The organism is Paracoccus alkenifer, from assembly GCF_900108405.1.
Lineage (GTDB): Bacteria > Pseudomonadota > Alphaproteobacteria > Rhodobacterales > Rhodobacteraceae > Paracoccus > Paracoccus alkenifer.
The window spans coordinates 430114-450045 of the sequence record NZ_FNXG01000001.1 but is presented as its reverse complement, the minus strand read 5'-3'; the positions used below and the strand labels follow the sequence as shown (position 1 = coordinate 450045).

The window sequence follows — 19932 nt, the reverse complement described above, 5'->3', positions numbered from 1 at the left end:
GACGTTCAGGCCCTGCCCAGCGAAAGGCCGCCCATGACCCAAGGCGCCAAGGCTGAAACCGTCTGCGTCGGCGCCATCGCCGGCGCTTTCGGCGTTCGTGGCGAGGTGCGGCTGAAAAGTTTCTGCACCACCGCCGAGGACATCGCCACCTATGGCCCGCTTGCGACCGAGGACGGCGCCCGCCGCTTTACGGTGCGGCTGACCCGGCCTGTCACCGGCGGGCTGGCCGCGCGCCTGTCGGGGGTCGAGACCCGCGAACAGGCCGAGGCGCTCAAGGGTGCGACGCTCTGGGCCGACCGCGACGCGCTGCCTTCGTTGCCCGAGGATGAATTCTACCACGCCGACCTGATCGGGCTTGAGGTGGTGGACCCCGGCGGCGCGGTGCTGGGCCGGGTGCGCGCGATCCACGACCATGGCGCCGGCGACATTCTGGACGTGCAGGGGCAGGGGGGCGCGCTGCTGATCCCCTTTACCCGCGCGGCGGTGCCGACGGTGGATGTTGCCGCCGGGCGCATCGTCGCCGACCCTCCGGACAGCGATGAATAGCCCCGCGCCCACCGCGCCCTGGACCGCGCAGATCGTCACCCTGTTCCCCGAGGCGTTCCCCGGCACGCTGGGCCTGTCGCTGACCGGGCGGGCGCTGGCGGACGGGATCTGGGCGCTGCGCACCATCCAGCTGCGCGATTTCGGGCTGGGCCGGCATCGCAACGTGGACGACACGCCCGCGGGCGGCGGGGCGGGGCTGGTGATCCGCGCGGATGTGCTGGGCCCCGCGTTGCAGGCGGCGAAGGCCGCCGCGCCCGACCTGCCGGTGGTCTATCTGTCCCCGCGCGGCCGCCCGCTGACCCAGGCGCTGGCGCGCGAATTGGCGCAAGGCCCCGGCGTCACCCTGATCTGCGGCCGGTTCGAGGGCGTGGACCAGCGGGTGCTGGAAGCCCATGACGTCACCGAAATCAGCATCGGCGATTACGTCCTGACCGGCGGAGAGATCGCGGCTCAGGTCTTGATCGACGCGACGGTCCGTCTTATACCGCGCGTGCTGGGGAATCAGGATTCTCTGGCCGATGAGTCCTTTGCTCACGGCCTGCTTGAACACCCGCAATACACGAAACCCGCCGAATGGGAGGGTCGCCGGATCCCCGACGTGCTGTTGTCGGGCAATCACGCGGCAATCTCGGGCTGGCGGGCAGAACAGGCCGAAAGCCTGACCAGACAACGCCGCCCCGACCTGTGGCGGGCATATGCGCAAGCGCATGTGGACCCGGGCCGAAGGACGCAGCTCTCGGGCGCATCAGACCAATCGCGGAACCACCGCGAGCATGACAAGGACGAAATGCGATGAACCTGATCGCCCAGCTGGAAGCCGAGCAGATCGCCGCTCTCGGCAAGACCATCCCCGATTTCAAGGCCGGCGACACCGTGCGCGTCGGCTACAAGGTGACCGAAGGCACCCGTTCGCGCGTGCAGATGTACGAAGGCGTCTGCATCAGCCGCCGCGGCGGCGACACGCTGGCCGCCTCGTTCACCGTGCGCAAGATCTCGTTCGGCGAGGGCGTCGAGCGGGTGTTCCCGCTGTATTCGACCAACGTCGATTCGATCGAGGTCGTGCGCCGTGGCCGCGTCCGTCGCGCCAAGCTGTATTACCTGCGCCAGCGCCGCGGCAAATCCGCCCGGATCGCCGAAATGTCCAACTACAAGCCCAAGGCCGCCAAGGCCGACGCCCAAGCCTGAGGTCGCGCGACATGAAAGCCGAAATCCACCCCGCCTATCACATGATCACCGTCAAGATGACCGACGGGACCACCTATCAGACCCGCTCGACCTGGGGCAAAGAGGGCGACACCATGTCGCTGGACATCGATCCGACCTCGCACCCCGCATGGACCGGCGGCTCGGCCAAGCTGATGGACACCGGGGGGCGCGTCTCGCGCTTCAAGAACAAATACGCCGGTCTGGGCTTCTGATCCCGACCGTTGCCGTAAAAAAGAGACGCCGCCCCCATCCGGGCGGCGTCTTGCGTTGGATTTTCATGATATTTTCGCGGGTTGTCCACAGCTTAGTCGTGGCGCGCCCATGACTCGACCGCGCGCGCCCGCTAGATTGCCGGCACAAGCGGAGGCGATTCGTGGCGCATATCATCGTCGTCGGCAATGAAAAGGGCGGGTCGGGGAAATCCACGACCTCGATGCATATCGCGACGGCGCTGGCCCGGATGGGGTATCGCGTCGGCGCGCTGGATCTGGATGTGCGCCAGCGCAGCTTCGGCCGCTATCTGGAAAACCGCATCGCCTTTATCGCGCGCGAAGGCGTCGCGCTGCCCACCCCCACGCTGGCCGAACTGCCCCGCGACGTCGAGGACATGGACCCGCTGTCGGCCGCGGTGGGGGCACTGGACCCCGATCATGACTTCATCGTGATCGACTGCCCCGGCTCGCACACCAAGCTCAGCCAGATGGCGCATACGCTGGCCGACACGCTGGTGACGCCGATGAACGACAGCTTCATCGACTTTGACCTGCTGGCCCGCATGTCGCCCGAGGGCGAGGTGCTGGGCCCCTCGATCTATGCCGAAATGGTCTGGTCGGCGCGGCAGCTGCGCGGGCAGGCGGGGGCCGGGCCGATCGACTGGGTGGTGCTGCGCAACCGGCTGGGCACCACCGAAATGCACAACAAACGCAGGGTCGGAGAGGCGCTGACCCGCCTGTCGCGCCGCATCGGTTTCCGCGTCGCAGCCGGGTTTGCCGAACGGGTGATCTACCGCGAGCTGTTCCCCCGCGGGCTGACGCTGCTGGACCTGCGCGACATCGGCACGCAGCAGCTGTCGATGTCGAACATCGCCGCCCGGCAGGAACTGCGCGACCTGCTGACCGAACTGCGGCTGCCCGGCGTCAAGGTCCAGCTGTAGCCGGCGGCTCTGTGCCGAGGGCGGCGGCGGGGCATGGCACATTGTGGCAGGCCGCGGCGTTGCTTATGTGGCAGCGGTAACCTCGGGGCCTTTTGACCATGCAGCGCAATTTCCTTTTCTTCATGCTGGCCTTGCTTGCGACGGGGGGCATGGGACCGGGGGCGGCGCTGGCGATGGGCGACCGCCCGCCTGCCGCCCCTGCGGTGGTCGAGGCCACGGCCCCCGCCGTGACCGTGGCCCCCGCCGTCACCGCCGAGATGCAGGCGCGGGTGCCGCTGTCGGGCACGCTGGTCGCGCGCGAGGTGGTGCAGGTCACCCCCCGGATCGAGGGTCAGGAAATCCTGTCGCTGGGAGCCGAGCCGGGCGACCGGGTGGAACAGGGGCAGGAACTTGCCCGCCTGTCCGACGTGACGCTGCGCGCACAGCTGGCGCAGGCCGATGCGGAATTGCAGCGCGCGACCGCCGGGGTGGCGCAGGCGGAAAGCCAGATCGCCAGCAACGAGGCCGCGCTGGCGCAGGCTGTCGCCGCGCTGGAACGCGCCCGCAGCCTGCGGCAGTCGGGCAGCGGCACGCAGGCCGCGCTGGATCAGGCCGTCGCCGCCGAGGCCGCCGCCCGCGGCGTTGCCGCCAGTTCGCGCGAGGGGATCGAGGTCGCCCGCGCGACCGAGGCGCAGGCCCGCGCCGCCCGCGACATCGCCCGCATCAACGTCGAGCGCACGGTGATCACCGCCCCGGTGGCAGGTCGCGTCGCCAGCCGCAGCGCGCAGATCGGGGCAATCGCCTCGGCCAGCGCCGGGCCGATGTTCACCCTGATCGCCGACGGCTCGGTCGAGTTCGAGGGCGAGGTGATCGAGACCGCGCTGCCGGAGCTGCGCCCCGGACAGGTGGTCGCGCTGAACGTCGCCGGGGTCGGCCGCATCGAGGGAAGCGTGCGCAAACTGCCCGCCGCGGTCGATGCCACCACCAGGCTGGGGCTGGTCCGGGTCGAGTTGCCCCCGGACGAGCGGCTGCTGATCGGGCTGTTCGTCAGCGGCGACATCATCACCGAACGCCGCGAAACCATCGCCGTCCCCGCCACCGCCGTGCTGGCCGACGCGGGGGGCGAGCGGGTGCAGGTGGTCAAGGACGGCATCGTGGAAACCCGCGCCGTGCGCGCCGGGTTGTTGTGGCAGGGCCAGCGCGAAATCACCGAAGGGCTGGCCGAGGGCGAATCCGTCATCACCCGCGCCGGCGGGTTTTTCCGCAGCGGCGACCGGGTAAGTGTCGCCTCCGATTCTCTGGATCGGGCCGCGCCGCCGCCCGATGAAATCGCGGCCGAGGGCGCCACGGATACCTCTGGGGCCGAAACCCCCGCCCTGTCGAGCGCCGCGGCCCCCCTTGCCGCGCAGGCGGCCGAAGGGGGCGCGCGGCCATGAACCTCTCCACCTGGTCGATCCGGCACCCGGTCCCGCCTATCGCCATCTTCATGGTGCTGGTGGTGCTGGGGCTGGTCAGCTTCATGCGGCTGCCGGTCACCGCGATGCCGAACGTGGACCTGCCGATCATCTCGGTCAGCATCGGCCAGCCCGGCGCGGCGCCGACGGAACTGACCTCGCAGGTGGTCCGCCCCATCGAGGATTCCATCGCCAATGTGCAGGGCGTGCGCCATATCAGCGCCAGCGCCTCGGACGGGGCGGCCAGCCTGACCATTGAATTCGAGCTGGAAATCGACAGCGACCGCGCGCTGAACGACATCAAGGACGCGGTGGCCAGCGTCCGCGCCGACCTGCCGCAGTCGATCACCGAGCCGCTGGTGCGGCGGCTGGACGTGACGGGGATGCCGGTGCTGACCTATGCGGTCAGCGACCCCACACGCTCGCTCGAAGCTCTGTCGAAATTCGTCGATGACGTGATCTCGCGCGAGCTGTCGGCGCTGCCCGGCATCGGCTCGATCGAGCGCATCGGCGGCGCCGATCGCCAGATCGAGGTGGCGCTGGACCCCGACCGGCTGCTGGCGCACGGGCTGACCGCGGCCGAGGTCTCGTCCGAGCTGCGACAGCGCAACATCAACATGGGTGGCGGCCGCGGCGATCTGGCGGGGCGGGAATATTCCATCCGCACGCTTGGCTCTGCCGATACGGTGGCGCAGCTGGCGGGCACGCCCGTGTCAATCGCCGGCGGGCGCACGGTGCGGCTGGACCAGCTGGGCACGGTCAGCGACGGCGCCTCGGACGAGCGCAGCTTTGCGCTGCTGGGGGCCGAGCCGGTGGTGGCTTTCGGGGTCTATCGCGCCTCGGGGGCCTCGGACCTGGTGGCGGGCGACAACGCCAAGGCGCGGCTGGCGGAACTGGGCGCGCGCTATCCCAACCTGCGCATCACCCTGATCGACGACGCCACCACCTATACGCTGCAATCCTATGACACCGCCATGCACACGCTGTATGAGGGCGCGGCGCTGGCGGTGATCGTGGTGCTGCTGTTCCTGCGCAACTGGCGCGCGACCCTGATCGCCGCCACCGCGCTGCCGCTGTCGGTGATCCCCACGTTTTTCGTGATGGAGTGGCTGGGGTTCACGCTGAACGGGATCAGCCTGCTGGCGATCACGCTGGTGACCGGCATCCTTGTCGACGACGCCATTGTCGAGATCGAAAACATCGTGCGCCACATGCACGAGGGCAGCCCCCCCTATCAGGCGGCCGAGGAAGCCGCGGCCGAGATCGGCATGACCGTGATCGCGATCAGCTTTTCCATCGTGGCGGTGTTCGCGCCGGTGGCCTTCATGTCCGGGATCGCCGGGCAGTATTTCAAGCAGTTCGGGCTGACGGTGGCGGTCTCGGTGCTGTTTTCGCTGCTGGTGGCGCGGATCATCACGCCGATGCTTGCCGCCTATTTCATCCGTGGCAGCTCCCATACCGAAAGCGCGGGCGACGGGGCGATCATGCGCGGGCTGATGCGGGTGCTGGGCTGGACCATGCGCCACCGCGGGCTGACCCTGCTGCTGGGGGTGGGGGTGTTCGCCGGATCCATCTATTCGGCCACGCTGCTGCCGACCGAATTCATCGCCGAGGGCGACGTGGGCCGCAGCCAGATCGAGGTCGAGCTGCCCCCCGGATCCCGGGTCGAGGACAATGAGGCAGTGATGCGCGCGCTGTCGCAGCGCATCGCCACCATCGCCGAGGTCGAATCGGTTTTCGTGATGGGCGGCACCTCCGAGGTCACCAAGTCGCGGCTGATGATCAACTATGGCCGCAAGGCCAACCGCGACCGCTCGCAAACCGAGATCGAGGCCGGACTGAAGCAGATGCTGGCCGATGTGGCCGATGTGCGGCTGAATTTCCAGAATCAGGCCGGCGGCAATGACCTGACGGTCAGCGTCTTGGGCGACACCGAGGACGGCGCCGCGCAGGCGGCCGAGTTGCTGGTGGCAAGGATGCGCGAGATGCCGCAGCTGGAAAACGTCACCTCTTCATCCGCGTTGCAACGCCCCGAGATCCAGATCACCCCGCGCGAAGGGCTGGCGGCGCAGCTGGGGGTCTCGACCGCCACCATGGCGCAGACGCTGCTGGTGGCGACGCTGGGGGACGCGGAATCGAACCTGCCCAAGTTCAACGCGGGCGACGAGCAGGTGCCGATCATGGTGCGGCTGAACGAACAGGCGCGCGGCGACCTGATGGAACTGCGCAACCTGCGGGTGCCGTCTTCGGCCGGGCAGGTGCCGCTGGGCGCGCTGGCCGAGGTCGCGCTGTCGGCCGGCGCCACCCAGATTTCCCGCTATGACCAGCGCTATCGCACCACCGTGTCGGCGAACCTTGCCGATGGCGCGATCCTCGGCCCGGTCGCGGCGCAGGTGCAGGCGGCGCAGGCAGAACTGGCGCTGCCGCCGGGGACCGGGTTCCAGGCCTCGGGCGATGCCGAGATCATGGGCGAGGTGTTTTCCGCATTCGGGCTCGCCATGGGGGCGGGGGTGATGTTCGTCTATGTGGTGCTGGTGCTGCTGTTCCACAATTTCGTCACCCCGATCAGCATCCTGCTGTCGCTGCCGCTGGCCATCGGCGGCGCGATCCTGGCGCTGTACATCACCGGCAACGCCATCGGCATGGCGGTGGTGATCGGTTTCCTGATGCTGATGGGCATCGTCACCAAGAACGCGATCATGCTGGTCGAGTTCGCGATTCAGGCGATGGAGCGGGGGGCCGAAAAGCGCGAGGCGATCCTTGATGCCGTGCACAAACGCGCCCGCCCGATCATTATGACCACGATTGCGATGGCGGCGGGGATGCTGCCCTCGGCGCTGTCCACCGCCGAGGGGTCCGAGTTCCGCTCGCCCATGGCGGTGGCGGTGATCGGCGGGCTGCTGCTGTCCACACTGCTGTCGCTGCTGTTCGTGCCGTCGCTGTTTTCGCTGCTGCACGGCGGGCAGACGCGCTTTGGCGGCTGGATCCAGCGCCGGCTGGGGCTGAACCGGGCCGCAGAGGCCGCGGCGGAATAGGGGGCTCTGCCCCCGGCGCGTCGCGCATTTGGGCAAGGAAGAAAGGGCCGCCGAGGCGGGCGGCCCTTGTCAATTCACGCCAGCATTCCCAACGGGTTTTCCAGATGGGCAGTGATGGCGGCCAGCAGTTCCGCACCAAGCGCGCCGTCGATCACCCGGTGATCGACCGACAGCGTCATCGACATCAGGTTGCGGATGACGATTTCGCCGTTCTCGACCACAGGGGTGGGGAGGCCGGCGCCGACGGCGAGGATCGCGCCGTGGGGCGGGTTGATGACCGCGTCGAAATTCTCGATCCCGAACATGCCGAGGTTCGAGATGGCGAAGCTGCCGCCCTGGTATTCATGCGGGGCAAGCTTTTTCGAGCGGGCGCGGGCGGCAAGGTCCTTCATTTCCGCCGACAGTGCCGACAGGGTTTTCTGGTGGGCATCCTTCAGCACCGGGGTGAACAGCCCGCCTTCGACCGCGACGGCGACCGCCACATCCGAGGGTGTCAGCTGGATGATCCGGTCGCCGGCCCAGACCGCATTCGCCGCCGGCACCTGTTGCAGCGCCAGCGCGCAGGCCTTGATGATGAAGTCGTTGACCGACAGCTTGACGCCCCGCGATTCCAGCTGCTTGTTCAGCGTGGCCCGGAATTCCATCAGCGCGTCCAGCTTCACCGAACGGCGCAGGTAGAAATGCGGGATGGTCTGCTTGGCCTCGGACAGCCGCGCGGCGATGGTGCGGCGCATCCCGTCCAGTGCGATCTCGGTCGTCTCGCGGCCTTCCAGCATCTTTTTGACGACATCATAACCCATGCCCTGCGGGACAGCGGCTGCGGCTGCGGCGGGTTTTGCGGTCTCGGCTGGGGTGGCGGCTTTGACCGCGCCGGGTTGTGCCTGTTCCACATCGGCCTTGACGATGCGGCCTTTCGGGCCGCTGCCGGTGACGCCGGCAAGGTCGATGCCGCGTTCCGCCGCGATCCGCCGCGCAAGGGGGGATGCAAAGATGCGTTCGCCCTTGCCGCGCGAGGGGGCGGCGGGGGCCGCCGGGGCCGCGGGCTTGGCGGGGGCGGCCGGGGCCGGTTGCTCGGTCGGGCTTTCCGCGGGCTTTGTCGCCGCTTTCGGGGCCGCGGCCGGGACGTCCTCGCCCTCTTCGACCAGCACGGCGATGGGGGTATTGACGGCGACCCCCTGGGTGCCTTCGGCGATCAGGATCTTGCCGATCACGCCCTCGTCCACGGCCTCGAACTCCATCGTGGCCTTGTCGGTTTCGATTTCGGCGAGGATGTCGCCGGATTTCACGGTGTCGCCCTCGGACACCAGCCATTTGGCCAGCGTCCCTTCCTCCATCGTCGGGGACAATGCGGGCATCAGGATTTCGGTTGCCATGTCTCGCGTTCCCTTACCGATAGGTCACGTTGCGGACGGCCTGCACGACGTCGTCGGCCGTCACCAGCGCCAGCCGTTCAAGGTTGGCCGCATAGGGCATCGGCACGTCCTTGCCCGTGCAGTTGACCACCGGAGCGTCCAGCCAGTCAAAGGCGTTTTCCATCAGATACGCGCTGATGTGGTTGCCGATCGAGCCGACGGGGAAGCCCTCTTCCACGGTGACGCAGCGGTTGGTTTTCTGCACCGATTTCAACACTGTGGCATAGTCGATGGGGCGCAGGGTGCGCAGGTCGATCACCTCGGCCTCGATCCCGTCCTCGGCCAGTTTCCCGGCCGCCTCCAACGCATGGGCCATGCCGATGCCGAAGCTGACGATGGTCACGTCAGACCCGTTGCGCGCCACCTTGGCCTTGCCGAACGGAATGGTGAAATCATCCAGCACCGGCACGTCGAAGCTGCGGCCATAAAGGATTTCGTTTTCCAGGAAGATCACCGGGTTCGGGTCGCGGATCGCGGTTTTCAGCAGGCCCTTGGCGTCGGCGGCGGAATAGGGCTGCACGACCTTGAGGCCGGGAATCGCCGCATACCACGCCGCGTAATCCTGGCTGTGCTGGGCGGCGACGCGGGCGGCGGCGCCGTTCGGGCCGCGGAACACGATGGGGCAGCCCATCTGCCCGCCCGACATATACAGCGTCTTGGCGGCCGAGTTCACGATCTGGTCGATGGCCTGCATGGCAAAGTTGAAGGTCATGAATTCGACGATCGGATGCAGCCCGCCAAAGGCGGCGCCGACGCCGATGCCGGCGAAACCATGTTCGGAAATCGGCGTGTCCACCACTCGGCGCGGGCCGAAACGGTCCAGCAGCCCCTGGCTGATCTTGTAGGCGCCTTGGTATTCGCCGACTTCCTCGCCCATCAGGAACACCGATTCGTCGCGTTCCATTTCCTCGGCCATGGCCTCGCGCAGCGCCTCGCGGACGGTCATCTGCTTGAGCTCGGTGCCCTCGGGCCAGTCGGGGGTTTCGTCGGGTTCGGGGGTGTGAACCGATTCGACTGCGGATTTGGCGGCGGCGGCGGGGACGGGAGCGGGGGCCGCATCGGCGGACGGTTTCTCGGCCGCAGGCGCGGGGGTGGCGTCGGCCGATTCGCCCTCGGCCAGCATCACGGCGATGGGGGTGTTGACGGCGACGCCCTGCGTGCCCTCGGCAATCAGGATCTTGCCGATCACGCCCTCGTCCACCGCCTCGAATTCCATCGTGGCCTTGTCGGTTTCGATCTCGGCGAGGATGTCGCCGGATTTCACGGTATCGCCCTCGGACACCAGCCATTTGGCCAGCGTGCCTTCCTCCATCGTGGGGGAAAGCGCGGGCATCAGGATTTCGGTTGCCATCTTTCAGCCCCTCTCTCAGGCGTTCAGGTCTTGCGCGGCGTGCTGCGGCACGTCGTCGGCGTAGATGTCGGTCCACAGCTCTTCCAGCGGCGGCTCAGGGCTTTCGCGGGCGAAATCGGCGGAATCGTTCACGATGTCCTTGATGTCCTTGTCGATCGCCTTGAGGTCGTCCTCGACCGCGTGCCCGCCTTGCAGCAGCAGCTGGCGGACGTGCTCGATCGGGTCGCGCTCGTCGCGCATCTTCTGCACCTCTTCGCGGGTGCGGTATTTCGCGGGGTCCGACATGGAATGGCCGCGATAGCGATAGGTCATCACCTCAAGGATATACGGCCCCTTGCCGGCGCGGCAGTGGGCCACGGCCTTTTCGCCGGCAGCCTTGACCGCCAGCACGTCCATGCCGTCGACCTGTTCGCCGGGGATGCCAAAGGCGGCGCCGCGGCCGAACAGCGTGGTGGATTTGGTGGACCGCTTCATGCTGGTCCCCATCGCATACTGGTTGTTCTCGATCACAAAGACGACCGGCAGTTCCCACAGCTCGGCCATGTTGTAGGTTTCATAGACCTGGCCCTGGTTGGCCGCGCCGTCGCCGAAATAGGTAAAGGTGACGTTGTCGTTGCCGTTGTATTTGTCGGCAAAGGCCAGCCCGGCGCCCAGCGGCACCTGCGCCGCGACGATGCCGTGGCCGCCGTAGAAATGCTTTTCGCGGCTGAACATGTGCATCGAGCCGCCCTTGCCCTTGGAATAGCCGCCGATGCGCCCGGTCAGTTCCGCCATCACGCCCCGCGCATTCATCCCCGAGGCCAGCATGTGCCCGTGGTCGCGGTAGCTGGTGATGCGCTTGTCGCCCTCTTTCGCGGCGGCCTCCAGCCCGACGACGACGGCCTCTTGCCCGATGTAGAGATGGCAGAACCCGCCGATCAGCCCCATGCCGTAAAGCTGGCCGGCCTTTTCCTCGAATCGCCGGATCAGCAGCATCTCGCGATAGTATTTCAGCAGCTCGTCGCGCGAGACATTTGGCTGGTTGGGGGGCTGTTTCGCGGGTCGGGCCGTATCGGTCGGCTTCCTGGCCATCTGCGTTCTCCGGCTGTGGAATGGCGTCTGTAAGAATGGTTCAGCGTTGAACTATCCTAGATTCCCCATCCGGGTGGACGCAAGGCGCATTCTGCACGGATCCGCCGGGCGGCATTCAGCGGATGATCAGCTCATCCCCGCGCACCAGCCCCAGCACGTCGCGGGCGCGTTCGTCCAGCAGCTCGAGATCCAGATATTCGTCCGACAGCCGCCGGGTCAGGTTCTTCATCCGGTCGACCTCGGTCGCCAGCGCGTCGCGCTCGGTGGTCATCTGGGCGGTCTCGGCCTCAAGCTGCACGCGGCGCAGGATGCCCGAGGGGCCCTGCACGGCGGCAAAGGCGAAATAAAGCGACAGCAGCAGCGCAAGCAGCACATAGATCAGCGCGCCGACGGGCAGGGTTCGGGTCATGTCTCGGGTCCGTTTTTCCCGCCATCCTGCCATGGCGCGCGGCCAAGGGGAATTGCCGGCAGACGCCTCCTTTCGGGTCGCACCCACGGGGCGGGGTCGATAGACTGCACGGCGTGCGGCTGAAACAAGGGGGAACGCGATGTCCATGCGCAATATCCAGGTGGTGCTGGGGGTGGCTTTCGGCGTGCTGCTGTTCCTGTTTCTGGATTACTCGCTGCCCACCCGCGATACGGTGCGGGTCGTGAACACCTATAACAAGATGACCGATCTGGGCTGGAACCGGGTGTTTTATGCCGGGCGCGGCGCGGTCGAGACAGCTGACGGGCGGCGCGATGTGCGCTATATCGACACGCTGCGGCCGAGCGGGCGCCCGCGGGTCTATCGCAACGAGGATACCGGGCTGATCTGGCCGCCCTATTTCAAATACGACAGTTCGGACCTGCATGCGATTGCGGGCGACATGCGGTCCAGCGCGGATGCCCCCCGCTGGGTCAGCGTCACGTCCTATGGCTGGCGCAGCGACCTGATCACCATCTTTCCGAATGCGATCTCGATCCGCCCGGTGGCGGGGCCGGACGACCGGCCGGCGAACTGGCTGGCGATGGTGATTCTGGGGGTGATGGGGGCGCTGCTGCTGATGTTCTGGCGCTGGTGGAACCGCTTTTCCACAAGGCGCATCGCCCCTGCGGTCGAGCGGGCCGAGGCGCGGGCGGATCAGGCGCGCGGGCGATTCCGGCGCTGGCTGGGGCGTTAGCGCGGCCAGCGGCGGCGCGAGGGTTCGCGTCGCCGCTACAGGGGTATTTGGGCCAGAAAGAAGCTGCTGGCGCGGAACGCGACGTGCCGGGCCTCAGATGAAGCCCAGCTCCAGCCGTGCCTCGTCGGACATCATCTCCATCCCCCAGGGCGGCTGAAAGGTCATGTCCACGTCCACCTGCCGCACGCCGGGCAGCGCGCTGACCGCATCGGCGACCCAGCCCGGCATTTCGCCCGCGACGGGGCAGCCGGGGGCGGTCAACGTCATCATGATGCGCACCGCGTCGGTGTCGTCGATGGCGATGGTGTAGATCAGCCCGAGGTCGTAGATATTGACCGGGATTTCAGGATCGTAGACCGAGCGGCAGGCCTCGACCACGCTTTCGTAAAGCGGGTGGTCGACGGTCGAGGGCGCGATCAGCGGCTCGCCTTCGTTGATCTGCGGCTGGGACATGCCATCCTCCGGTGAAACCATGTCCTGCATATAGGCGGTCCGGGGGGCGGTGGAAAGCCCGCGCGCCCGCGTCGCGGTGCCTCAGCCCCGTTCAGCCGCCTCGAGCCGTTCCAGCGCGTCCATCCACAGCGCCTCGGCACGGGGCAGGGCCTGCGCGGCCTCGGCGTGTTTGCGGCCCCATTTCTCGGCCTCGGCCGGGTCGTCGTAAAGCGCGGGGTCGGCCATTTTCTCGCTGATCTTTTCCAGCATGGCGGTCAGTTTCTCGACCCGTTCTTCGCCGCGGCGGGCCTCGGCGCGCAGCTCGAGGATCTCGTCGCGGGTGGCGCGTTTCGGGCTGGGTTTCGGGGTCTCGCGCGGGCGCGGGGGTTCGTCCGGGGTCAGCAGCGACTTGCGATAGCTGTCGAGGTCGTCGGCATAGGGGCGCACGGCGCCGTCCGCGACCAGCCACAGCCGGTCCGCGACCAGTTCCAGCAGGTGCATGTCGTGGCTGACCAGCACCACCGCGCCGGTATAGTCGTTCAGCGCCTCGGTCAGCGCCTCGCGCGATTCGATGTCCAGATGGTTGGTCGGCTCGTCGAGAATCAGCAGATGCGGCGCGTCGATGGTGGCCAGCAGCAGCGACAGCCGCGATTTCTGCCCGCCCGAGAGCGCGCGGACGCGGGTTTCCGCCTGCGCCTCCATCAGCCCGAATCCGGCCAGCCGGGCGCGCAGCCGCGCCGGGGCCTCATCCGGGCGCAGGCGGCGGACGTGGTCCAGCGGGGTTTCGTCCAGCGACAGCTCGTCCACCTGATGCTGGGCGAAATACCCGACCCGCAGCTTGGATGAGCGCGTAACCGTCCCCTCGATCGCCGGCAGCCGCCCGGCCAGCAGCTTTGACAGCGTCGATTTCCCCTGCCCGTTGCGGCCCAGCAGCGCGATGCGGTCGTCCTGATCAAGCCGCAGGTTCAGCCGTCGCAGCACCGCGCGCCCGTCATAGCCCACCGAGACCCCGTCCAGCGACAGGATCGGCGGCGACAGCTGGTCGGGCTGGGGAAAGGTAAAGCGGTGGAACTTCGCCTCTTCGGGGGCGGTGATCGGCTCCATCCTGGCCAGCGCTTTCAATCGCGACTGGGCCTGCGCGGCCTTGGTGGCCTTGGCGCGGAAACGGTCCACGAAACCTTGCAGATGGGCGCGGCGGGCCTCTTGCTTTTTGGCCTCGGCGGCCTGCAACGCCCGGCGCTCGGCGCGGATGCGGGCGAAACTGTCGTAGCCGCCGGAATACAGCGTCAGCTTGCGGTCATCGAGATGCAGGATCGACCCCACGGCCCGGTTCAGCAGCCCGCGATCGTGGCTGATGACGATGACGGTATGGGGATAGCGCGCCAGATAGGTTTCCAGCCACAGCGCCCCTTCGAGGTCGAGATAGTTCGTCGGTTCATCCAGCAGCAGCAGGTCGGGGCGCGCGAACAGCACCCCGGCCAGCGCCATCCGCATCCGCCACCCGCCCGAGAAATCCCCGGTGGGTCGCGCCTGATCGGCGGGCGGAAACCCCAGCCCTTGCAGGATCGCGGCCGCCCGCCCCTCGGCCGACCAAGCGTCGATGTCAGCCAGCCTTGTCTGGATTTCCGCGATGCGGTGGGGGTCGCTGGCAGAGGCAGCCTCGGCCAGCAGCGCGTGACGTTCGGTGTCGGCGGCCAGCACCGTATCCAGCACGCTGACTTCGGTCGCGGGCGATTCCTGCGCGACGCCGCCGATGCGGGCGCGGGCGGGCAGGGTGATGGCGCCGCCGTCCAGCGACAGCTCGCCCCGGATCAGCCGAAACAGCGTGGTCTTGCCGGCGCCGTTCGGGCCGACCAGCCCGACCTTGTGCCCGTCCGGGATCACCGCGCTGGCGTTCTGGAACAGCGGCCGTCCGGCGATGGAATAGGAAATGTCGTCGATGCGCAGCATGGGGGGGGATTGCAGCAGACGGCGGCATTCGTCAACGCGACGCTTGTATTGCGGGCGCAAACGGCCTAAATGGATCGGGCAACGTTATCTATCTGCTACCTGTCTTCGGTTACCCGGCTTCAGTATGCTTTTCGAGTGACTGCGCCGGGCCATCGCATTTCCGCGGATGGCAACATGACAGGAGATCTCACGATGGCCAACGGCACCGTGAAATGGTTCAACTCGACCAAAGGCTTCGGCTTTATCCAGCCGGAAAACGGCAACCGCGACGTGTTCCTGCACGTCTCGGCGCTTGAGCGTGCGGGTCTGCACGCCCCGGCCGACGGCCAGAAAGTCACCTATGAGCTGGAAAGCGGCCGCGACGGGCGCGAATCGGCGACGAACATCCAGTTCGTCTGATCGCACGACCCGTCAGGGTTCAGGGGGCAGTCCTGCGGGGCTGCCCTTTTTGCATCAGGCGCCGGGGCCCGCGGGGTTTTCTTTGTGCGGGGGGCATGATAGCCGCCCGGCCAATCTGACAACCTTCGGACATCGAGGAATATCATGGCCATCGAACGCACCCTTTCCATCATCAAGCCCGACGCCACCCGCCGCAACCTGACCGGCAAGATCAACGCCAAGTTCGAGGATGCCGGCCTGCGCATCGTCGCGCAAAAGCGCATCCACCTGTCGCCCGCACAGGCCGGCAAGTTCTACGAAGTCCACAAGGAACGCCCCTTCTACGGCGAGCTGGTGGAATTCATGGCCTCCGAACCCGTCGTGGTGCAGGTGCTGGAAGGCGAAGGCGCCATCGCCAAGAACCGCGAAGTGATGGGCGCGACCAACCCCGCGCAGGCCGACGAAGGCACCATCCGCAAGGAATTCGCGCTGTCGGTCGGCGAAAACTCGGTCCACGGCTCGGACGCCCCGGAAACCGCGGCGCAGGAAATCGCCTTTTTCTTCTCGGGTCTCGAACTGGTCGGCTAACCGCCTCGATCTCCCGAAAGCTGCATGGCCGCCCCCGCAACGGGGCGGCCTTCTTCTTCATCACTTAAATATCCTGGGGGAGCCGGCCTTGGCCGGCGGGGGCGAAGCCCCGTTTTTTCCCGGTTCCAATTGCCATGCCGCCCCCGGGCGCGCTATCCCGGCCCAAATGCAACAGCAACGGGACCGATCATGCGGGCTTTCGTCTTTCCGGGGCAGGGTGCCCAGACCATCGGCATGGGCCGCGCGCTGGCTGATCGCTGGCCGGCTGCGCGCGCCGTCTTCGACGAGGTGGACGAGGCGCTGGGCGAAAACCTGTCCGCGCTGATCTGGGAAGGCGACGCCGACACCCTGACCCTGACCCGCAACGCCCAGCCGGCGCTGATGGCGACCTCGGTCGCGGCGATGCGCGCGCTGGAGGCCGAGGGCTTTGCCATCACCGACGCCGCCTATGTCGCCGGGCATTCGCTGGGTGAATATTCGGCGCTGTGCGCCGCCGGCGCGATCAGCCTGGCCGACACTGCAAGGCTGCTGCGCATCCGCGGCACCGCCATGCAGGATGCGGTGCCGGTGGGCGTGGGCGCCATGGCCGCGATCCTGGGGCTGGATCTGGCGCAGGTGGACGAAATCGCGCGCGAGGCGGCGGGGGACGAGGTCTGCCAGGCCGCCAACGACAACGACCCGGCGCAGGTGGTGATCTCGGGGCACAAGGCCGCGGTCGAACGTGCGGCAGTGCTGGCCAAGGAACGCGGCGCCAAGCGCGCGCTGATGCTGCCGGTGTCGGCGCCCTTCCACTGCGCACTGATGCAGCCCGCCGCCACCGTCATGGCCGAGGCGCTGGCCGGGGTCGAGATCGTTGAGCCCGCCGTGCCGCTGGTCGCCAACGTCCGCGCCGAGCCGGTGCTGCAACCCGGCGCCATCCGTCAATTGCTGGTCGAACAGGTCACCGGCGCCGTCCGCTGGCGCGAGTCGGTGCAGTTCATGGCGGAACAGGGCGTCACCGAGTTCTGGGAAATCGGTGCCGGCAAGGCGCTGTCGGGGATGATCAAGCGCATCGCGCCGGGGGCAGTGACCAGCGCGGTCGGGACGCCTGCGGATATCGAGGCGCTCAAGGGTTGAGGCCGGACCGGGGCGCTGCCCACCTCGGGCTTTGCCCCTTTCTCACTGAAAACAGTCCACCGGACTGTTTTCCGGGCGCTCGAAAGCCCGGGATATTTAGAGACAGAAGATGAGGCTTTCGATGTTTGATCTGACCGGGAAGAACGCTTTGGTCACCGGTGCCTCGGGCGGGATCGGCGCGGCCGTGGCCACGGCGCTGCATGCGGCCGGGGCGGCGGTGGCGCTGTCGGGCACGCGCGAGGCGCCCTTGCAGGAACTGGCGGCGCGGCTGGGGTCGCGCGCCCATGTGGTGACGGCGAATCTGGGCGATGCGGCCGCGGTCGAGGCGCTGCCGAAACAGGCGGCCGCGGCGATGGGGTCGGTCGATATCCTGGTCAACAACGCCGGCATCACCCGCGACAACCTGTTCATGCGGATGTCGGACGAGGAATGGGCGCAGGTGATCGAGGTGAACCTGACCTCGTCCTTCCGGCTGGCGCGCGGGGTGCTGCGCGGGATGATGAAGGCGCGCTGGGGGCGGATCGTCTCGATCACCTCGATCGTGGGGCAGACCGGCAACCCGGGACAGGGCAATTACGCCGCCGCCAAGGCCGGGCTGGTCGGCATGTCCAAAAGCCTTGCCTATGAGGTCGCCAGCCGCGGCGTCACCGTCAACTGCGTGGCCCCCGGCTTTATCGAGACGCCGATGACCGCTGCGCTGAACGACGAACAGAAATCCCGCATCCTCGGGCAGATCCCCGCCGGCCGCATGGGCCGCCCCGACGAAATCGCCGCCGCGGTGCTGTATCTTTCCAGCCCGCAGGCCGGGTATGTCACCGGCGCCACACTGCACGTCAACGGCGGCATGGCAATGGTTTGACGGGGTGCGCGAAACCGGTTGCGGATCGTGACCGCGTTGCTATATCCCCACTTCAAGGCCGTCGGGACCCGCCCGCGGCTTGTCGCCGGGCTTGCCCGGCTGCATCCGGGCGGAGTGCCCGTAACTGAGGAACGAGACATGAGCGACATCGCTGATCGCGTGAAGAAGATCGTTGTCGAGCATCTGGGCGTCGAAGAGGATAAGGTCGTCGAGACCGCCTCGTTCATCGACGATCTGGGCGCCGATTCGCTGGATACCGTCGAGCTGGTCATGGCCTTCGAGGAAGAGTTCGGCATCGAGATCCCGGATGACGCCGCCGAAACGATCCAGACCTTTGGCGATGCGGTGAAATTCATCCAGCAGGCCACCGCCTGATCGCGGACCGCGAATTTCCGGCATGAGCGAACGGCGTCCCTGCGGGGGCGCCGTTTTCGCATGGGCGCCATGCGGCGGGCGAGTGGAACTATTGCCGCAACCCCATGTTGTCCCGTCGAAGATGCATCTGAAGGAGGCCAAGAGATGGCTGTGAAGCTCGCCGGGCTGGAAGACAACGCCCGCAAGACCGCGATCACCGAACTGCAAGCCTGCATGAGCGACGGGCTGGCATTGTCGATGGCGCTGAAACAGGCGCATTGGAACATGCGCGGCCCGAATTTCATCGCGGTCCACGAGCTGATGGATCAGGTCAAGGCGCGGCTGGACCCCGGCGTCGACGACATGGCCGAACGCATCCAGCAGCTTGACGGCACCGCCGTCGGCACGGTCGAAGAGGTCGCCAAGGCCACGGCGCTGCCGCCCTATCCGACCGACGTGACCAAGGTCGCCGACCACCTGAAAGAGGTCACGAACCGGATGCGCAGCTTTGGCGAGCGGCTGCGCGCCGCCATCGACACCGTCGAGGACGCGCGCGACGCCGACAGCGCCGACATCCTGACCGAGGTCTCGCGCCAGGTCGACAAGGATCTATGGTTTTTGCAGTCGCATCTGGACTGAGCGGCCGCCTCTGACGCGCGCCCTGGCTGCTTCGGGCGGTCACAAATATCCCGGGGTCCGGGGCAGAGCCCCGGTTCCGGCAAGGACGACATGAAACAGGGCGGGCCGATGCGACCCGCCCTTTCCGGTTTCTGCCCGCAGCCGTCAGCGCGGGATCTGCGCGGTGATTCCCTCGACGAAGAAATCCATCGAGGCCAGTTCCTCGTCGGTCGGGGTCTGGCCCTCGGCCAGCCAGGCGCTGCCGTCCTGCTTGTTCAGCGGTCCGGTGAACGGGTGATAGCCGCCGGCGATCTGGTCGCGCATGGCCTCGGCCGCGGCCTTGACCTCGGCGGGGACGGCCTCGGTGATCTCGCCGATGCCGACCTCGCCGTCCTTGATGCCCAGCCAGACCCCGTGCGAGGCCCAGGTGCCGTCCAGCACCTCGCCCACGCGCTTGATGTAATAGGGCTCCCAGTTGTCGATGATGGCGCTGACCCGCGGCGTGGGCTTGAACGCCGCCATGTCGGAGGCCTGGCCAAAGCCGATGCCGCCCTTTTCCTGCAACTTGGCCAGCGGCGCGGTGGAATCGGTATGTTGCAGGATCACGTCCACACCCTCGGCCAGCAGCGCGGATGCGGCGTCGGCCTCTTTCGCGGGGTCGAACCAGGTGTAGGCCCAGACCACCTTCAGCTCGACATCCGGGTTCACCTTGCGCAAGTGGATGAAGGTCGAGTTGATGCCCTGCATCACCTCGGGGATCGGGAAGGAACCGATAAACCCGACCTTGTTGGTCTTGGTCATCATGCCGGCGATGGTGCCAAGGACGGCCCGGCCTTCGTAGAAGCGGGCGTCATAGGTGGCGACGTTTTCGGCGCGCTTGTAGCCGGTGGCGTGTTCGAAGCGGACATCGGGGAACTTGGCGGCGGTGTTGATCACCGCATCCATGAAGCCAAAGCTGGTGGCAAAGATCAGCTTGTTGCCGGCCAGCGCCAGCTGGGTCAGCGCGCGTTCGGCGTCGGCGCCCTCGGGGACGTTCTCGATATAGCTGGTCTCGATACGGTCGCCGTAATGGGCCTCGATCGCCTTGCGGCCCAGGTCGTGCTGATAGGACCAGCCGCCGTCGCCCACCGGGCCGACATAGATGAACCCGACCTTGAGCTTTTCGCCCTCGGGGATCGGGGTGCCCTGCGCCATCGCCGGCAGCGCGGGCAGCATCGCCGTCAGCGCCAGCGCGGCGGCCGAGGCCAATAGGGTTCTGCGGTTCATC

Annotated in this window: 21 protein-coding genes; 14 read left to right on the top strand and 7 right to left on the bottom strand. The window is 67.5% G+C overall.

Annotated features, from left to right (window positions below):
• The first annotated feature begins 33 nt into the window (after positions 1–33).
• The 7 genes from rimM (at position 34) to BLW83_RS02125 (ending at position 7373) form a co-directional block, all read left to right on the top strand.
• Positions 34–546 carry a ribosome maturation factor RimM gene (gene rimM, locus BLW83_RS02155; protein WP_090845860.1) on the top strand — a complete coding sequence of 171 codons (513 nt, stop codon included), beginning with the start codon at positions 34–36 and terminating at the stop codon, positions 544–546.
• A complete protein-coding gene (gene trmD, locus BLW83_RS02150) occupies positions 539–1342 on the top strand; it encodes a tRNA (guanosine(37)-N1)-methyltransferase TrmD (RefSeq protein WP_245728585.1) in 804 nt (267 codons plus the stop codon). The genes rimM and trmD overlap by 8 nt, the downstream gene beginning before the upstream one ends.
• Complete coding sequence (gene rplS / locus BLW83_RS02145) at positions 1339–1731, top strand: 50S ribosomal protein L19 (protein WP_090845082.1); 393 nt, start codon at positions 1339–1341, stop codon at positions 1729–1731. Before trmD ends, rplS begins: the two co-directional genes overlap by 4 nt.
• Before the next feature lie 11 nt (positions 1732–1742).
• Complete coding sequence (gene rpmE, locus BLW83_RS02140; protein WP_073064586.1) at positions 1743–1964, top strand: 50S ribosomal protein L31; 222 nt, start codon at positions 1743–1745, stop codon at positions 1962–1964.
• A gap of 161 nt (positions 1965–2125) precedes the next feature.
• Positions 2126–2905, top strand: a complete 780-nt coding sequence (locus BLW83_RS02135; protein ID WP_090845080.1) for a division plane positioning ATPase MipZ — start codon at positions 2126–2128, stop codon at positions 2903–2905.
• Positions 2906–3003: 98 nt separating this feature from the next.
• Positions 3004–4320, top strand: a complete 1317-nt coding sequence (locus BLW83_RS02130) for an efflux RND transporter periplasmic adaptor subunit (protein ID WP_245728584.1) — start codon at positions 3004–3006, stop codon at positions 4318–4320.
• Complete coding sequence (locus BLW83_RS02125; protein ID WP_090845078.1) at positions 4317–7373, top strand: efflux RND transporter permease subunit; 3057 nt, start codon at positions 4317–4319, stop codon at positions 7371–7373. The genes BLW83_RS02130 and BLW83_RS02125 overlap by 4 nt, the downstream gene beginning before the upstream one ends.
• A 74-nt stretch (positions 7374–7447) precedes the next feature.
• On the opposite strand, the gene BLW83_RS02120 is transcribed toward BLW83_RS02125, so the two are convergent.
• From BLW83_RS02120 to BLW83_RS02105, 4 genes are all read right to left on the bottom strand, one after another.
• Positions 7448–8746: a pyruvate dehydrogenase complex dihydrolipoamide acetyltransferase gene (locus tag BLW83_RS02120; RefSeq protein WP_090845076.1), complete on the bottom strand. Its 1299-nt coding sequence runs from the start codon at positions 8744–8746 to the stop codon at positions 7448–7450.
• A gap of 13 nt (positions 8747–8759) precedes the next feature.
• Positions 8760–10136, bottom strand: coding sequence for a pyruvate dehydrogenase complex E1 component subunit beta (locus tag BLW83_RS02115; RefSeq protein ID WP_090845074.1), 1377 nt, complete (start codon positions 10134–10136; stop codon positions 8760–8762).
• 15 nt (positions 10137–10151) lie between these two features.
• Positions 10152–11207, bottom strand: a complete 1056-nt coding sequence (gene pdhA, locus BLW83_RS02110; RefSeq protein WP_090845072.1) for a pyruvate dehydrogenase (acetyl-transferring) E1 component subunit alpha — start codon at positions 11205–11207, stop codon at positions 10152–10154.
• 115 nt (positions 11208–11322) lie between these two features.
• On the bottom strand, positions 11323–11616 hold the full coding sequence (locus BLW83_RS02105) for an FtsB family cell division protein (RefSeq protein ID WP_090845070.1): 294 nt from the start codon (positions 11614–11616) through the stop codon (positions 11323–11325).
• Between the two features lie 139 nt (positions 11617–11755).
• Here BLW83_RS02105 and BLW83_RS02100 point away from each other — a divergent pair, with 139 nt between their 5' ends.
• Positions 11756–12370, top strand: coding sequence for a DUF1523 family protein (locus BLW83_RS02100; protein WP_245728583.1), 615 nt, complete (start codon positions 11756–11758; stop codon positions 12368–12370).
• A 93-nt stretch (positions 12371–12463) separates the two neighbouring features.
• Here the strand turns inward: BLW83_RS02100 and BLW83_RS02095 are convergent, their stop codons facing one another.
• Entirely contained in the window at positions 12464–12823 is a 360-nt protein-coding gene (locus tag BLW83_RS02095) for an SUF system Fe-S cluster assembly protein (protein WP_090845067.1), read from the bottom strand.
• A gap of 81 nt (positions 12824–12904) precedes the next feature.
• Positions 12905–14752, bottom strand: coding sequence for an ABC-F family ATP-binding cassette domain-containing protein (locus tag BLW83_RS02090; RefSeq protein ID WP_090845066.1), 1848 nt, complete (start codon positions 14750–14752; stop codon positions 12905–12907).
• Between the two features lie 192 nt (positions 14753–14944).
• Between BLW83_RS02090 and BLW83_RS02085 the strand changes: the two genes are divergently transcribed.
• The 6 genes from BLW83_RS02085 (at position 14945) to dps (ending at position 18686) form a co-directional block, all read left to right on the top strand.
• A complete protein-coding gene (locus BLW83_RS02085) occupies positions 14945–15151 on the top strand; it encodes a cold-shock protein (RefSeq protein WP_090845064.1) in 207 nt (68 codons plus the stop codon).
• Positions 15152–15295: 144 nt separating this feature from the next.
• Complete coding sequence (gene ndk / locus BLW83_RS02080) at positions 15296–15718, top strand: nucleoside-diphosphate kinase (RefSeq protein WP_090845062.1); 423 nt, start codon at positions 15296–15298, stop codon at positions 15716–15718.
• A gap of 189 nt (positions 15719–15907) precedes the next feature.
• Positions 15908–16834, top strand: coding sequence for an ACP S-malonyltransferase (fabD, locus tag BLW83_RS02075; RefSeq protein ID WP_090845060.1), 927 nt, complete (start codon positions 15908–15910; stop codon positions 16832–16834).
• Between the two features lie 121 nt (positions 16835–16955).
• On the top strand, positions 16956–17693 hold the full coding sequence (fabG, locus tag BLW83_RS02070) for a 3-oxoacyl-ACP reductase FabG (protein ID WP_090845857.1): 738 nt from the start codon (positions 16956–16958) through the stop codon (positions 17691–17693).
• 138 nt (positions 17694–17831) lie between these two features.
• Positions 17832–18068, top strand: a complete 237-nt coding sequence (locus BLW83_RS02065; RefSeq protein WP_090845058.1) for an acyl carrier protein — start codon at positions 17832–17834, stop codon at positions 18066–18068.
• Positions 18069–18212: 144 nt separating this feature from the next.
• Entirely contained in the window at positions 18213–18686 is a 474-nt protein-coding gene (gene dps, locus BLW83_RS02060; protein ID WP_090845056.1) for a DNA starvation/stationary phase protection protein Dps, read from the top strand.
• Between the two features lie 144 nt (positions 18687–18830).
• Here the strand turns inward: dps and BLW83_RS02055 are convergent, their stop codons facing one another.
• Positions 18831–19931 (bottom strand): BMP family ABC transporter substrate-binding protein, encoded by a 1101-nt coding sequence (locus BLW83_RS02055; protein ID WP_090845054.1) that lies wholly within the window; start codon positions 19929–19931, stop codon positions 18831–18833.
• Position 19932: the final 1 nt, after the last annotated feature.

Bases quoted from the DNA above. Each gene is read 5' to 3' on its own strand.
- rimM (WP_090845860.1), top strand. From the start codon at position 34: ATGACCCAAGGCGCCAAGGCTGAAACCGTCTGCGTCGGCGCCATCGCC.
- trmD (WP_245728585.1), top strand. From the start codon at position 539: ATGAATAGCCCCGCGCCCACCGCGCCCTGGACCGCGCAGATCGTCACC.
- rplS (WP_090845082.1), top strand. From the start codon at position 1,339: ATGAACCTGATCGCCCAGCTGGAAGCCGAGCAGATCGCCGCTCTCGGC.
- rpmE (WP_073064586.1), top strand. From the start codon at position 1,743: ATGAAAGCCGAAATCCACCCCGCCTATCACATGATCACCGTCAAGATG.
- BLW83_RS02130 (WP_245728584.1), top strand. From the start codon at position 3,004: ATGCAGCGCAATTTCCTTTTCTTCATGCTGGCCTTGCTTGCGACGGGG.
- BLW83_RS02125 (WP_090845078.1), top strand. From the start codon at position 4,317: ATGAACCTCTCCACCTGGTCGATCCGGCACCCGGTCCCGCCTATCGCC.
- BLW83_RS02120 (WP_090845076.1), bottom strand. From the start codon at position 8,746: ATGGCAACCGAAATCCTGATGCCCGCATTGTCCCCGACGATGGAGGAA.
- BLW83_RS02115 (WP_090845074.1), bottom strand. From the start codon at position 10,136: ATGGCAACCGAAATCCTGATGCCCGCGCTTTCCCCCACGATGGAGGAA.
- pdhA (WP_090845072.1), bottom strand. From the start codon at position 11,207: ATGGCCAGGAAGCCGACCGATACGGCCCGACCCGCGAAACAGCCCCCC.
- BLW83_RS02105 (WP_090845070.1), bottom strand. From the start codon at position 11,616: ATGACCCGAACCCTGCCCGTCGGCGCGCTGATCTATGTGCTGCTTGCG.
- BLW83_RS02100 (WP_245728583.1), top strand. From the start codon at position 11,756: ATGTCCATGCGCAATATCCAGGTGGTGCTGGGGGTGGCTTTCGGCGTG.
- BLW83_RS02095 (WP_090845067.1), bottom strand. From the start codon at position 12,823: ATGTCCCAGCCGCAGATCAACGAAGGCGAGCCGCTGATCGCGCCCTCG.
- BLW83_RS02090 (WP_090845066.1), bottom strand. From the start codon at position 14,752: ATGCTGCGCATCGACGACATTTCCTATTCCATCGCCGGACGGCCGCTG.
- BLW83_RS02085 (WP_090845064.1), top strand. From the start codon at position 14,945: ATGGCCAACGGCACCGTGAAATGGTTCAACTCGACCAAAGGCTTCGGC.
- ndk (WP_090845062.1), top strand. From the start codon at position 15,296: ATGGCCATCGAACGCACCCTTTCCATCATCAAGCCCGACGCCACCCGC.
- fabD (WP_090845060.1), top strand. From the start codon at position 15,908: ATGCGGGCTTTCGTCTTTCCGGGGCAGGGTGCCCAGACCATCGGCATG.
- fabG (WP_090845857.1), top strand. From the start codon at position 16,956: ATGTTTGATCTGACCGGGAAGAACGCTTTGGTCACCGGTGCCTCGGGC.
- BLW83_RS02065 (WP_090845058.1), top strand. From the start codon at position 17,832: ATGAGCGACATCGCTGATCGCGTGAAGAAGATCGTTGTCGAGCATCTG.
- dps (WP_090845056.1), top strand. From the start codon at position 18,213: ATGGCTGTGAAGCTCGCCGGGCTGGAAGACAACGCCCGCAAGACCGCG.
- BLW83_RS02055 (WP_090845054.1), bottom strand. From the start codon at position 19,931: ATGAACCGCAGAACCCTATTGGCCTCGGCCGCCGCGCTGGCGCTGACG.